General features: G+C 72.7%; 5 protein-coding genes. 3 read left to right on the top strand and 2 right to left on the bottom strand.

Annotated features, from left to right (window positions below; translation table 11 throughout):
* The first annotated feature begins 133 nt into the window (after window positions 1-133).
* Window positions 134-4030, top strand: a complete 3897-nt coding sequence (locus WME90_RS26900; protein WP_437274861.1) for a protein kinase domain-containing protein — start codon at window positions 134-136, stop codon at window positions 4028-4030.
* 119 nt (window positions 4031-4149) lie between these two features.
* Window positions 4150-8025, top strand: a complete 3876-nt coding sequence (locus tag WME90_RS26895) for a protein kinase domain-containing protein (protein ID WP_437283664.1) — start codon at window positions 4150-4152, stop codon at window positions 8023-8025.
* A 120-nt stretch (window positions 8026-8145) separates the two neighbouring features.
* On the opposite strand, the gene WME90_RS26890 is transcribed toward WME90_RS26895, so the two are convergent.
* Both WME90_RS26890 and WME90_RS26885 read right to left on the bottom strand, forming a co-directional pair.
* Window positions 8146-8937, bottom strand: a complete 792-nt coding sequence (locus WME90_RS26890; protein WP_437274860.1) for an OmpA family protein — start codon at window positions 8935-8937, stop codon at window positions 8146-8148.
* Between the two features lie 138 nt (window positions 8938-9075).
* Window positions 9076-11166 carry an OmpA family protein gene (locus tag WME90_RS26885; RefSeq protein ID WP_437274859.1) on the bottom strand — a complete coding sequence of 697 codons (2091 nt, stop codon included), beginning with the start codon at window positions 11164-11166 and terminating at the stop codon, window positions 9076-9078.
* Between the two features lie 696 nt (window positions 11167-11862).
* On the opposite strand from WME90_RS26885, the gene WME90_RS26880 reads away from it, so the two are divergent.
* A complete protein-coding gene (locus WME90_RS26880; RefSeq protein ID WP_437274858.1) occupies window positions 11863-14133 on the top strand; it encodes a TIGR04551 family protein in 2271 nt (756 codons plus the stop codon).
* The last annotated feature ends 231 nt before the right edge of the window (window positions 14134-14364 follow it).

The following is a 14364-nucleotide window of genomic DNA, read 5'->3' as shown; positions in this document are numbered from 1 at the left end:
TTCGTTGCGGCAGCGCGCCCCGCCCTGCCGCCGCGGGCGCCGCCTGCTTTCACGGTGCGTCGCTTCGCGGGGGGGGGCCGTGCGCGCGAGAAGCACGCACGCGGGGGCTCGCGCGAACTACATTGCCGACGCCATGTGGATTGCGGAGGTGGTCGAGGATCGGTTCGAGATCGAGCGGTTCGCCGGCTCCGGCGGGATGGGGGACGTCTACCGAGCGCGGGACCGGCGGTCGGGGGAGGCGGTGGCGCTCAAGGTGCTTCAGAGCGCGAGCGCGGCCGATCTGCGCCGGTTCGCGCGGGAAGCGGAGTCGCTCGTCGCGCTGCGGCTGCCAGGGGTCGTCCAGTACGTGGCGCACGGGACGACCGGCGCAGGGCGGCCGTACCTGGCGATGGAGTGGCTCGAAGGCGTCACGCTGGACCAGAGGCTCGCCCGAGGGCCGCTCTCCATCGCGGAGGGCGTGACGCTCGCGGCGCGGGTGGCGACGACGCTCGGGGCGGTGCACAGGCTCGGGATCGTCCACCGGGACCTGAAGCCGAGCAACCTGATGCTCGTGGGCGGCGCGGTGGAGCGGGCCACGCTGCTGGACTTCGGCATCGCGCGCGACATCGGGCTCACGCGGAGCCTGACGGCGCCGGGGGCGATCCTGGGCACGCCCGGGTACATGGCCCCCGAGCAGGCGCGCGGCGATTCGGCCGTCGATTCCCGCGCGGATGTGTTCGCGCTCGGGTGCGTGCTGTTCGAGTGCCTGGCGGGGCGCCCGGCGTTCGTGGGCGACAAGGCGCTCGCGCTGCTCGTGAAGGTGGTGCTGGAAGAGCCGCCGCGGCTCGGGGAGCTGCGCGGCGGCATCCCTGGGCCGCTCGAGCGCCTCGTGGCCAGGATGCTGTCCAAGAAGGCTCTCGAGCGGCCGCGCGATGGCGCCGCCGTCGCGGCGGAGCTCGCCGCCTTGGCCGGCGAGGCGCTCGCTGCAGGGAGGAGCGCGGTCGCGGCGCCGCGCGCGCCGGACGGGGAGATCACGACGGCGGAGCGGCGGGTGATGTGCGTCATCCTGGCCGAGAGCGGCAGCGAGGGGACGGACGCGATGCTGCCTGCGGCCGAGGGCGCCGCGCGGGCACAGGCGCTGCGGGACATCGCGGCGCGCCACGGCGGGAGCCTCGATTTCCTGCAATCGAAGTGGCTGCTCATCGCGCTGTCGGGCGCCGAGTCGCCGACGGACCTCGCGGTGCGAGCGGCCCATTGCGCGCTCGCGCTCCGGACGGTGCTCGGCGTCGCGCCCATGGCCGTCGCGACGGGGCTGGCGGAGACCGAGGGGAGGCTGCCTGTGGGCGAGCTCGTCGATCGCGTGGCGCAGCTCATCGTCGGTCGTGACGGACCGCCGCCGGCGGGTATCCGGCTCGACGACGCGACGGCGAGCCTGCTGGCGAGCCGCTTCGACACGGCGCGGGGGCCGGACGGATGCTGGCTTCGCAGCCCCAAGGCGGAGCCTGACACCGTCCCGAGGCTGCTCGGGAAGCCGACGCCGTGTGTGGGGCGGGAGCGCGAGCTCTCGCAGCTCTCGACGGAGTGGCGCCATTGCGTGGACGAGCCGTCCGCGAGCGCCGTGGTGGTCGTGGGCGCCCCCGGTCTCGGCAAGTCGCGCCTCGCCTGGGAGTTCCTCCGCTCCGTCAAGGAGCAGGGCGATGGCGCCGAGATCTGGATCGGCAGGGCCGATCCGATGGCGGCCGGCTCGGCCTTCGGCCTGCTCTCCCAGGCGCTGCGCCGCGCCATGGGCATCCTCGACGGCGAGCCGCTGGAGGTGCGGCGGCGCAAGGTGCTCGACCGGGTGGGGCAGCTCGATGGGCTCCGGGCCAAGGGGCCGCACGTCGCGGCGTTCCTCGGCGAGCTGGTGGGGGCGCCGTTCCCCGACGAGGGCGACGTGCAGCTGCAGGCGGCACGGCAGAACCCGGTGCTGATGGGCGATCGCATCCGCGAGGTGTTCGAGGACTTCATGAAGGCCGAGTGCCAGCGGCGGCCGGTGCTGCTGGTGCTGGAGGACTTGCACTGGGGCGACCTGCCGACGGTGCGGCTGATCGACGCTGCGCTGCAGCACGCGAGGGACCTGCCGCTGCTGGTGCTGGCGCTGGCGCGCCCCGAGGTGGACGAGCTGTTCCCCGACCTCTGGGGCCAGCGGATCGGTCTGCGGCTGCGCCTGTCGCCGCTGCCGCGGCGGGCGAGCGAGCGGCTCGTGCGGCAGGTGCTGGGCGACGGCGTGAGCGACGGGCAGGTCAACGCGCTCATCGCGCGCGCCGAGGGCAACGCGTTCGTGCTGGAGGAGCAGATCCGGGCGGTGGCCGAGGGCCGCGGCGAGGCCATGCCAGAGACGGCGCTGGCGATGGTGCAGGCGCGGCTGGAGGCGCTGGGCGTGGAGGAGCGGCGGGTGCTGCGCGCGGCGAGCGTGTTCGGCGAGACGTCCTGGAAGGGGGCGATGGCGGCGCTGGTGGGCGGGGCGCAGGTCGAGCAGCCGCTCGCGGAGCTGGAGCAGCGCGAGCTGCTGGTGCGACGGCGCGAGGCGCGCATCGCGGGCGAGGTGGAGTACCAGTTCCGTCACGCGCTGGTGCGGGAGGCGGCGTACGGCATGCTCACGGAGCGCGACCGCCGCGTCGGCCATGGCCTCGCGGGCGACTGGCTGGAGCGGACCGGCGGCGCGGATGCGATGGTGCTGGCGGAGCACTTCGAGATCGGCGGCGCGCCGGCGCGCGCGGCGGAGGCGTACCTGCGGGCGGCCGAGGAGGCGCTCCGGGGCGGCGATCTCGACGCGGCGATCGCGCGGGCGGACCGGGGCATCGGCTGCGGCACGGCCGGGGGGACCACCGGCCGATTCCGCCAAGTCCAGGCGGAGGCCCATGTGTGGCGAGGCGATCTCGCGCTCGCCGCGGAGCGGGGGAGCGAGGCGGGGGGCCTTGTGGAGCGCGGCTCGGCCGCGTGGTTCTCGGCCATCACCCAGGTCGTGCTGGCCTCGTCCAAGCTGGGCCGGCCTGATGAGGTCGAGCGCTGGACGGCCATCGCGGCGGATACCGCCGCTCGGGGCGACGACACGGCCGTCAAGCTCATCTGCCTTGCCGAGTGTGCGATCGCGCTGCTGCTCAACGGACGTTACGCGGCAGGCGGTGCGCTGGTCGAGGCCGTCGAGCGCGCGCTGGCGAGCGTCGAGGCACGAGGCCTCGAGGTGGTCGCCACGCGGCTCCACTTGGCGCGGTCCTACCATGCGATCTGCACCGGCGATCTGGGCGCCGGCGCGGATCGCATGAAAGCCGCGATACTCGCCTTCGAGATGGCCGGGGATCGACGCAATGCCTGTGGTGAACGAGGAAACCTCGGATTCGTCTATGCAGAGCTCGGCGACTTCGAAACGGCTGAATCGACATTGCGCGAAGCATCGGAGGAGTCCGACCGGCTTCACCTGCAAGACGTGAAGCTCTCGGCGGAGTCGAACCTCGCCCGTGTCGTGGCGTGCCGTGGTCGACCCGCCGAAGGGCGGGCGCTCGCCGAGGCGGCGGTCACGTCGAGCCAGGGAGCGGGCATGGTGCGCACGGAGCTCTTCGCTCGCTGCTACCTCGCGAAGATCGCCCTCGCCCTGGGCGATCTCGAGGCCGCCGAGCGCGAGGCGCGCTCCGCCATCGCGCTCTTGGAGAGCGCACCGACGCTCGGCGTGCAGGCCTTTTCCATCCTCGCGCGCACGCTGCTCGCGCTCGGGCGCACCGACGAGGCGATGCGGGCCGCCGCCGAGGCGAGCGCGCGACTCGCGGAGTTCGGCACGCTGGAAGACGGCGAGTCGCTCGTCCGCCTGACCTATGCCGAAGCGCTCGCCGCGAGCGGCAAGCGCGCCGAGGCCGAGGCCGCGATCGCGTCGGCCACGGCGGCGCTGCTCGCGCGCGCCGAGAAGCTAAGCGACCCGACCTGGCGCGAGCGCTTCCTCCGGGACGTGCCGGACAACGCCCGCACGATCGAGCTCGCGCAGCAGTGGCTCGGCGGATGCGCGAATCACGATGACTGATGCCCCGGACGCTTTGTTTATCAATGTAAGCTATATTGCGCTTTCTCCCGGTAAACCACTGGGATCCTGCGCATGCGTGCTGTGGGCTCGAGGGTTGTGTGAAATTTATTACAAACGCGATCCGCGTTTCGGACGTGGTCGAGGATCGGTTCGAGATCGAGCAGCTCGCCGGCTCCGGCGGGATGGGGGACGTCTACCGAGCGCGGGACCGGCGGTCGGGGGAGACGGTCGCGCTCAAGGTGCTTCACAGAGCGAGCGCGGGCGATCTGCGACGGCTGTCGCGGGAGGCGGAGGCGCTCGTCGCGCTGCGGCTGCCAGGGGTCGTGCGGTACGTGGCGCACGGGACGACCGGCGCAGGACAGCCGTGCCTGGCGATGGAGTGGCTGGAAGGCGTCACGCTGGACCAGAGGCTCGCTCGAGGGCCGCTCTCCATCGCGGAGAGCGTGACGCTCGCGGCGCGGGTGGCGACGACGCTCGGGGCGGTGCACCAGCGCGGGATCGTCCACCGGGACCTGAAGCCGAGCAACCTGATGCTCGTGGACGGCGCGGTGGAGCGGGCCACGCTGCTGGACTTCGGCATCGCGCGCGACATCGGGCTCACGCGGAGCCTGACGGCGCCGGGGGCGATCCTGGGCACGCCCGGGTACATCGCCCCCGAGCAGGCGTGCGGCGAGCCTCCGGTCGACGCCCGCGCGGATGTGTTCGCGCTCGGGTGCATCCTGTTCGAGTGCCTCGCGGGGCGCCCGGCGTTCGTCGGCGACAACGCGCTGTCGCTGCTCGTGAAGGTGGTGCTGGAAGAGCCGCCGCGGCTCGGGGAGCTGCGCGACGGCATCCCCGAGCCGCTGGAGCGCCTCGTGGCCAGGATGCTGTCGAAGCCGGCGGAGCGCCGGCCGCGCGACGGCGCCGCCGTCGCCGAGGAGCTCTTGGCCCTGGCGTGCGGAAGGCTCGCCGCCTGCTGGGAAACGAGCCCGGCGCCGCCCGCGCCGAGCGCGGAGATCACGACGGCGGAGCGACGGGTGATGTGCGTCATCTTGGCTGAAAGCCGCGGCGCGGAGACGGACGCGACGCTCTCGGACGCGGAGGGGGAGGCGCAAGCGGTGGCCCTGCGCGAGATCGCGCTGCGCCACGGCGGGCGCCTCGAGCTCCTGCAGTCGAAGTGGCTGCTCATCGCGCTGTCCGGCGCCGAGGCGCCGACGGATCTCGCCGCGCGCGCGGCCCATTGCGCGCTCGCGGTGCGGGCAGCCCTCGGCGGCGCGCCGGTATCGGTCGTGACGGGGCTGGCCGAGGTCGCGGGGCGGCTGCCGGTCGGCGCGCTGATCGATCGCGTCGTGCAGCTCCTGCCGCCGCACGCCGGCGCGCCGGGGGCGGGCATCCGGGTCGACAGCGCGACGGCGGGCCTGCTCACGAGCCGATTCGAGACCCTCCAGGGCCCGGACGGGTGCTGGCTGCGGGGCCCGAAGGAGGAGCCGGATGCTGTCCCCAGGCTGCTCGGAAAGCCGACGCCCTGCGTGGGGCGGGAGCGCGAGCTCTCGCAGCTCTCGACGGAGTGGCGCCATTGCGTGGACGAGCCGACCGCGAGCGCGGTGGTCGTCACCGGCGCCGCGGGCGTGGGCAAGTCGCGCCTCGCCTGGGAGTTCCTCCGCTCCGTCAAGGAGCAGGGCGATGGCGCCGAGATCTGGATAGGCAGGGCCGATCCGATGGCGGCCGGCTCGGCCTTCGGCCTCGTCGCCCAGGCGCTGCGACGCGCCATGGGGCTGCTCGACGGCGAGGCGCTGGAGGTGCGGCGGCGCAAGGTGCTCGCGCGGGTCCGGCAGCTCGATGGGCTCCGGGCCAAGGGGCCGCACGTCGCGGCGTTCCTCGGCGAGCTGGTGGGGGCGCCGTTCCCCGACGAGGGCGATGTGCAGCTCCAGGCGGCGCGCCAGAGCCCCGTGCTGATGGGCGACCGCATCCGCGAGGCGTTCGAGGACTTCGTGAAGGCCGAGTGCCAGCGGCGGCCGGTGCTGCTGGTGATCGAAGATCTGCACTGGGGTGACCTGCCGACGGTGCGGCTGATCGACGCTGCGCTGCAGCACGCGAGGGACCTGCCGCTGCTGGTGCTGGCGCTGGCGCGCCCCGAGGTGGACGAGCTGTTCCCCGAGCTCTGGGGCCAGCGGATCGGGCTGCAGCTGCGCCTGTCGCCGCTGCCGCGGCGGGCGAGCGAGCGGCTCGTGCGCGAGGTGCTCGGCGACGGGGTGAGCGGGGCGCAGGTGGACGAGCTGCTGGCGCGCGCCGAGGGCAACGCGTTCGTGCTGGAGGAGCAGATCCGGGCGGTGGCCGAGGGCCGCGGCGAGGGCATGCCGGAGACGGCGCTGGCGATGGTGCAGGCGCGGCTGGAGGCGCTGGGCGTGGAGGAGCGGCGGGTGCTGCGCGCGGCGAGCGTGTTCGGCGAGACGTCCTGGAAGGGGGCGGTGGCGGCGCTGGTGGGCGGGGCGCAGGTCGAGCAGCCGCTCGCGGAGCTCTCGCGGCGCGAGCTGCTGGTGCGGCGGCCCGAGGCGCGGATCGCGGGCGAGGTGGAGTACCAGTTCCGTCACGCGCTGGTGCGGGAGGCGGCGTACGGCATGCTCACGGAGCGCGACCGCCGCGTCGGCCACGGCCTCGCGGGCGACTGGCTGGAGCGGACCGGCGGCGCGGACGCGATGGTGCTGGGGGAGCACTTCGAGATCGGCGGCGCGCCGGCGCGCGCGGCGGAGGCGTACCTGCGGGCGGCCGAGGGGGCGCTCCGGGGCGGCGATCTCGACGCGGCGATCGCGCGGGCGGACCGGGGCATCGGCTGCGGCGCGGCCGGGGACACCGCCGGAAGGCTCCGGGGGGTCCAGGCGGAGGCCCATGTGTGGCGAGGCGATCTCGCGCTCTCCGTGGAGCGGGGGAGCGAGGCGCTGCGCCTCGTGGAGCGCGGCTCGACCGCGTGGTTCTCGGCCATCATCTCCATGGCGTGGGCCGCGTCCAAGCTGGGGCGGATGGAGGAGGTCGCGCGCTGGTTGACCGAGGCGGTGGACGTGGCTGCTCCAGACGACGCGCAGAGCGCGAAGCTCCGCTGCCTGTCCGTGGGCGCGGGCGCGCTGTCGCTGGGGGGACGGTACGCCGAAGGCGCCGCGCTGCTCGACGTCGTCGATCGCGCCATCGCGGACGGGGCGGCGCCAGATCTCGAGGCGATCGCGCACCTCCATGAGGCGCGCTCGATGCACGGAGTCTGCACCGGCGATCTGGGGGCCGGTGCTACCAGCCTGGAGGCTGCGTTGCTCGCGTTCGAGCAGGCCGGCGATCATCGCAACGCGTCCAGCGTCCGGGGGGGCCTGGGCTCCGTGTACATCGAGCTCGGCGACTTCGAGACGGCGGAGTCGATGCTGTGGACGGCCGTGAAGGCGGCCGACCGGATGCGCCTGGACGACATGAAGTTCGCCGCGCAGGCCAACCTCGCGCACGCCCTCGGGTGCCGCGGCCGGCTCGCCGAAGGGCGGGCGCTCGCCGAGGAGGCGGTCACGTCGAGCCAGGGAGCGGGCAGGGTGCGCACGGAGCTCTTCGCTCGCTGCTACCTCGCGAAGATCGCCTTCGCCATGGACGACCACGAGGCCGCCGAGCGCGAGGCGCGCGCCGCGATCGCGCTCTTCGAGCACGCGCCGACGCTCGGCGTGCAGGCATTCTCCATCCTCGCGCGCGTGCTGCTCGCGCTCGGGCGCACCGACGAGGCGGTGCGGGCTGCCGCCGAGGCGAGCGCGCGGCTTTCGGAGTTCGGCACCTTGGAAGAGGGTGAGGCGCTCGTCCGCCTGACGTATGCCGAGGCGCTCGCCGCGAGCGGCAGGCGCGCCGAGGCCGAGGTCGCGATCGCGTCGGCCAAGGCGGCGCTGCTCGCGCGCGCGGAGAAGCTCAGCGACCCGACCTGGCGCGAGCGCTTCCTTCGCGATGTTCCGGACAACGCCCGCGCGCTCGATCTGGCGCGGGATTGGCTCGGCGGTTGAGCCCTCGCGCTGCGCCGGGCGCCCCGGAGCTCTCTCGCGTGCGGGCCCTCGCTTCGCGGCGAGCGTCGTCGAGCCGCCGTCCGAACGCGCGGACGGCGGCTCGACCTCTCGCTCTCGCCCTCACTTCGTGGCGAGCTTGGTCAGGTCGAGCATTTCGTCGACGTCCGGCAGCACGATCAGGTCGCACCTGCGGTTCTTCTGCTTGCCGGCCGGCGTGTTGTTGCTCGCGATCGGGTCCGTGTCCGCGAACCCTGCCGCGCTCCAGTGCCTCGTCGGCAGCTGGCCCTCCTTGCCGATCAGGAACAGCAGCACGGCGCGGGCGCGCATCAGCGACAGCCCCCAGTTGTCCTGGAACGGGCCGCTCTTGTACGGCTGGCTGTCGGTGTGCCCGGCGACCTGGTAGTCGCGGTCCACGAGCGACTTGTCGCCCCGGATGACGTCCGAGATCTTCTTCAGGATCTGCTGGCCGTCCTTGCTCAGCGTGTCCTTGCCCGAGTCGAACAGGACGTCGCCGGGCAGCGAGATGACCATCCGGTTCCTGCGGACCTGGACCTCCAGGCCGAGCTTGACGAGCTCCTCGAGCTTCTTCCGGAGCAGGTCGAACCGCGCCTGGATCGCCTCGAGCTGCTTTGCGCGCGCCTTGTACTCGGCCAGCGCCTTCTCGCGGTCCTCCAGCGTCGAGCTCATCTTCGAGATGTCGGCGCCCTGGTCCGCGAGCTTCTTCTCGAGCTCCTCGACGCGCTTCTTCGCGTCGGCGAGCTCCTTCTCGAGGTCAGCCTCCCTCTTCTGGCTCCGGTTCTGGAGCTGGTTGTACTTGTCGAGCTGCGCCTTCCACTCCTGCTCGGAGTGCCCGCAGCCCGCGGCGAGCAGCGACGACAGCGCGAGGGGTAGTGCAATGAGTGTCCGGTTCATGAGCGCTTTCTCCATGGCTCCGTCAGCGGGAGCGGGATGCTGCGGGCGAAAGCCTCGCTCAGCTCGGCCGAGAGATCCAGAGGGGAGGACGGCGGGATCTTCCCGTCCGCGCGGCCGCGCGCTGCAGGGCGGGAGGGATCAGGGCTTCGGCGGCGGAGGCGAGAGCGGAAGCGGAGACGCCGACGACGGCGCTCTCGGCGTCGGGGCGGGCGGAGACGCCGGCGAAGGCGCCGCGGGAGGCGGAGCCGCTGGCGACGGCGCCGGGGGCGCAGGTTGCGCCGTCTTCAACGAGTGCAGGATGATGAACTCGACGCGCCGGTTCTTCTGGCGCCCCAGGGCGCTCTTGTTGTCGTCGAGCGGCCTGTCCGGACCGTAGCCCCTCGCCACGAGCTGCTTCGCGTCGATGCCCTTGCTCGTGAGGTAGGCGACCACGGCCTCGGCGCGCCTCTGCGACAGCGCGCGGTTCATGTCCGCCGGTCCTGCGTCGTCGGTGTGGCCCGCGACCTCCACCTTGACGATCTCCGGGTGGAGCTTCAGCGCCGAGGCCACGGCGTCGAGCACCGCGAAGCTCTGCGCGCCCTGGATCTTGTCGCTGTTGATCGCGAAATCGACCCGCTGGAGGATCTCGATGACCTGCTCGCCGATCTGGACGAGGCTCGCGCCGCGGTCCGGGCACCCGTCCAGGTCCTCGACGCCGTTCAGGTTCTCCGGCTGCGTCGGGCACCTGTCCTTGTCGTCGGGGATGCCGTCTGCGTCGCTGTCCGGGATCTCGTCGGGGCAGCCGTCCGCGTCCTCGAAGCCGTTCTTGACCTCGGGCTGGTCGACGCACTCGTCCTGCTCGTCGAGCACGCCGTCGCGGTCGTTGTCCACGTCGGCGCAGCCGTCCTCGTCGTCGAACCCGTCGGTGTCCTCGCGCGTGTCGGCGCACCGGTCGACCCGATCGGGCACGCCGTCCTCGTCCGTGTCGGGGCAGCCGTAGTGCTCGGGTGCGAGCACGCGGCCCGGCTGATCGGGGCACTTGTCCCGGGTGTCGGGGACGCCATCCCTGTCGCTGTCCGGCAAGTCGTCGGGGCAGCCGTCGTCGTCGTCGAGCCCGTTGACGACCTCCGCCTTGGCTGGGCAGCGGTCGCGCTCGTCGAGGATGCCGTCCATGTCGCCGTCGTCCTCGGGGCAGCCGTCCTCGTCGGCGATGCCGTCCGTGTCCTCGGCCTGGGTCGGGCACCGGTCGGCCGCGTCGCCGATGCGGTCGGCGTCCTCGTCTCCGGGCTCGTGGACGAAGAGGATTCCAGCGATGCCGCGCGCGACGGGCACGCCGATGCCGTCGCCTGCGCCCGCGCCGCCGCCCACGGTGAGCACGACGCCGAGGTCGCGCGGGGCGATCTGGAGCGCGGCGTCCACCTCGAGGGCGTTCGTGCCGCCCTGCGCGCTGAACCGGGTGGCGCCGTAGCCCTCGGCGAGCACGCGGAGCGCGGGGCCGAGCTGGTAGCCGAGCGCCGCGCCGTAGCGGAGCTCGGCCGGGCCGACCTCGGTCGCGCCGATCCGCGCGGTTCGCGGGAGCAGCTTGCCGCGCAGGTTGACGCCGAACGACAGGGGGCCCGCATTGCCATCGACGATGAGGCGCAGCCCCGCGGTCATCGGCGAGGAGCTGCCGATGAAGCTGCCCTCGCTCGTCGCGTGGCCGAGCGGAAAGCTCACGTCGGCCGCCGCGCCGAGCACCAGCGGATCGCGCGGGCCGCCGAGGAGCCGCGCCTTCGCCTCGAGGGTCGGATCGCCGGCGCCGAACGCCTTCAGGCCCTCCGCGGCGGCCGCGCCGGTCGCGGCGTCGATGCCCGGGCCCCTCACGTAGGCGACAGGGAAGCGCAGGCCGGCCTGGAGCCACGGCGTGGGCGTGATCGAGGCCAGCAGGTTCCAGGTCAGCATGTCCGAGATGACGGGCACGCTTCGCTTGTTCAGCGCGCTCGGGGCGGAGCAGTCGGTCTCGGAGACGCAGGTGTCGACGACGAGCGGCTCGCGGGCGTAGTCGAACAGGAGGCCGGCCGTGACGCCGAGGGACGCCTCCATGCGGGCGCCCTCGACGCTCAGGTAGTTCGTCGAGCCCGGCGCCGGCTCGAAGCGCTGCGCCGAGAACTCGCCGTCGACGGCCGCCGGCTGCGCGCGCGCCACGCTCGAGACGAGCCCCACCAGGGGGCCCACGATCGACAGCAGACACAGCGCTTGCAGCGTTCTCATCCATCCCCTTTCAGGCATCGTCCCGGTGAGCTTCCGCAGTGCGCGGTGCTCTGCAGTGCGGACATACGTTGGGACGGATGCGCTCCACGCGGGCGGTGAGGCGAGTACGGCAGCCGAGGGGCGCGGCGCGCATCCACCGCAACGGGGTCGAATATTCCGGGATTATGCGCGAAATTCCAAGAGGGCTTGAATTGGCGGGGCATGGGGGGCGGGAGAGGGATCGACCGAGGTTGGGGGCCGCACGGCAACCCACCGAGGTTGGGTTGCCGCCACGTGACCGAGGTTGGGGGCCTCGGCTCCTTCGGCTCCTGACCGACGTTGAGGGCCTGGCGTTGCGGCGACCGAGGTTTGGGGGCTCGGCTGCGACCGAGGTTGGGGGCATCGGCTCGGCGCCGACCGAGGTTGAGGTTGCCGCCGCCGACCGAGGTTGAGGTTGCCGGAGGTTGCCGCCAGCCGCCTGACCGAGGTCGTTGAGGTTGCCGCCGCCGACCGAGGTTGAGGTTGGCCCAGGTTGCCCCTGCTCAGTGCGTCCCGGGTGCATGCCCGTGAGCGCGTTCCAGGGCCCAGGGCCGAGCGGTGCCTTGACCACACAGGCCGGGCGTGAGACATCGGCCCCCGGCCTCCGGGCCACCCAGAGCTCGGATCCTCAACCTCTTCCTGCGCGCGGGGCGAAAACGCGCGAACGAAACCAAGCAGATGCCCATCTCGTCGCGGTCTCCGGGTACGTCGTGCCGCCCTGGCTCCCCTCGCCGTCGCCTCCGGTCGGGCCTCGCGCTCGCGCTCGTGCTGGGCGCGTCCTCCGCGTCCGCCCAGCCGGCACGCCGGCCGGCCCAGCCGCCGGCGGCCCCAGCGCAGCCGCCCGCCGGACAGGCCGGCGCCAACGCTCCGCAGCCCGGCGCCGCGCCGGCCCAGCCTGGCGCAGCACCCGTCGCTCCGGCCCAACCCGGCGCAGCGCAGCGCCTCCAGGCGCAGCCCGCACCGGCCCCCGCCACGCCGGCGCAGCCCGCACCGGCCCCCGCCACGCCGGCGCAGCCCGGCGCGGCGCCGGCTGGGGGCGCCGCCGAGACGCCCGCACCCCCGGCGGCGCGCGAGCCGCTCCTTCCGCCGGCCGATACGGCCGCTCCCGCCGAGCCGCAGCCGGCCACGCCGGCGGCCTCGGAGGGGCCCGCGGCCGCTGAGGCGGCCGCACAGCCCGAGCGCAAGGCGATCCAGGCGGAGATCGGCGCCCGGCCCAGCGAGGTCTACGCCGAGGACTGGTGGTCCCACGCGCGACCGACGTTCGAGTTCCACGGCTACTACCGGCTCCGGTGGGAGCTCTTCAACAGCTTCGCCCTCGGCCGCGTCGACCCGCGCGATCAGGCGCTCTGGCCGCAGCCGGCCGACAACTCCACCACGGGGAGCGTGGTCTCGCTCTGCAACCCGAGCGAGACCACGAGCGGCGGCACCCGCTCGTTCGACGCCTGCAAGAGCAACACCCAGGCAGGCGCCAACATGCGGTTCCGGCTCAATCCGGAGCTGCACATCAGCGACAACCTGCGCATCCTCACGCAGGTCGATCTCCTCGACAACGTGGTGCTCGGCTCGACGCCGGACGGCTACACGAACCAGCCGGCGGCGGGCGGCGGCTACACGGTCGCACGCCGGGGCGGCTACTCGCCGCTCGGGGCGTTCTCAAGCACCCAGTGGGCGCCGAGCGCTGGCGTCAACTCGACAAAGGACTCGATCTCCGTCAAGCGGATCTGGGGAGAGTACATGACCCCCGTCGGCCTCCTCCGCTTCGGCCGCATGCCGAACCACTGGGGCCTCGGTATGGTGGCGAACAGCGGCGACGGACACGACTCCGACTACCAGTCGACCGTCGACCGGCTGATGTTCGTCACGGGTATCAAGAAATACGACATCTACTTCGCCGGCGCGTGGGACTGGGCCAACGAGGGCGCGACGAGCGCCTCGTTCCAGGACCTCGAGGGCCAGCCGTACGACCTCGCCCAGTCCGATGACGTCGACCAGTACGTGTTCGTCGCCGTCCGCCGCAAGAATCCCGAGCTCCAGAAGCTCGAGCTCGCCCGCGGCAACATGGTCATGAACGGCGGTGTCTACTTCGCTTACCGGCAGCAGACGCTGGCGAACGACATCACCGCCGACGACGCGAACCCCGAATGGTCCGCGTCGCTCGGGGGGAGCGCCGACGAGATCGCGAAGGGGTACGTGCATCGGGGTGCGGAGATGATCATCCCCGACGTGTGGTTCCAGCTGCTTTACAAGAAGTTCCGCTTCGAGCTCGAGGCGGCGATGATCTACGGATCCCTCGATCTGCGCGGGCAGGACGAGAGCGATTATGCGAACGTCCTCTCGCCGAAGGACAACGGCTGGGGCATCCGTCAGTTCGGGCTCGCGACGCAGGCCGAGCTCACCGAGATGGAAGGCCGGCTGCGCGTCCACTTCGGCTTCGGCTACGCGACGGGCGACGACGACGTGCCCTCCCTCAAGCCCCAGGGGCAGCTCGGGGCCATGGAACCCCAGAACTCGACCGATCGCACCTACTCGACATTCCGCTTCCATCCCGATTACCGGGTCGACCAGATCCTCTTCAGGAACATCCTCTCTCGGGTCCAGGGGGCGTATTATTTCCGCCCGGGCGTCGACTGGGACTTCGCCCGCGACAAGAACGGCCAGCGCGCCGGCCTCGGCGCAGCCGCCATCTGGAGCCGCGCCTCGGAGTTCGTTCAGGCACCGGGGAATTCGAGGGATCTCGGCATCGAGCTGAACGGCCAGCTGTACTTCCAGTCCAAGGACGGGACGCTCAACGACGACCCCGACAAGATGGGCGGCTTCTACACGGCGGTGCAGTACGGCGTGCTGTTCCCGCTCGGTGGGCTCGGCCAGCTCAAGGGTGAAGAGACGGTCCAGAAGATCGATCTCGAGACCGCACAGACGGTGCGCTGGTATCTCGGTATCCTCTTCTGAGCCGAACCCGCCCGACGCTCCGTCTGCCGCGCGCATCGCCGCGTGTCTGGAAATGGGTGCTCGAGGCGGCGAAACGGTGCGAAACGGTGGGAAATTGGCGCGAGACGGCGCGAAACGGCGCGAAACGGCGACGTCGTCGCTCTCGTCATGAGTCCTGCATGAGCCATCCGGGGCCAAACAGCCCTTGATCTCGCGACCGTCCTGGCCAAGGATAGGATTGTCTGGACGCCA

Origin of the sequence: Sorangium sp. So ce375, assembly GCF_051473855.1 — a bacterium.
In the GTDB taxonomy this organism is placed as follows: Bacteria; Myxococcota_A; Polyangia; order Polyangiales; family Polyangiaceae; genus Sorangium.
The sequence above is the reverse complement of the archived record's forward strand: the minus strand, read 5'-3'. Positions and strand labels throughout refer to the sequence as shown.

Excerpts from the sequence above, each read along its gene's own strand:
- WME90_RS26900 (WP_437274861.1), top strand. The coding sequence starts at position 134 with ATGTGGATTGCGGAGGTGGTCGAGGATCGGTTCGAGATCGAGCGGTTC.
- WME90_RS26885 (WP_437274859.1), bottom strand. The coding sequence starts at position 11,166 with ATGAGAACGCTGCAAGCGCTGTGTCTGCTGTCGATCGTGGGCCCCCTG.
- WME90_RS26880 (WP_437274858.1), top strand. The coding sequence starts at position 11,863 with ATGCCCATCTCGTCGCGGTCTCCGGGTACGTCGTGCCGCCCTGGCTCC.
- WME90_RS26890 (WP_437274860.1), bottom strand. The coding sequence starts at position 8,937 with ATGAACCGGACACTCATTGCACTACCCCTCGCGCTGTCGTCGCTGCTC.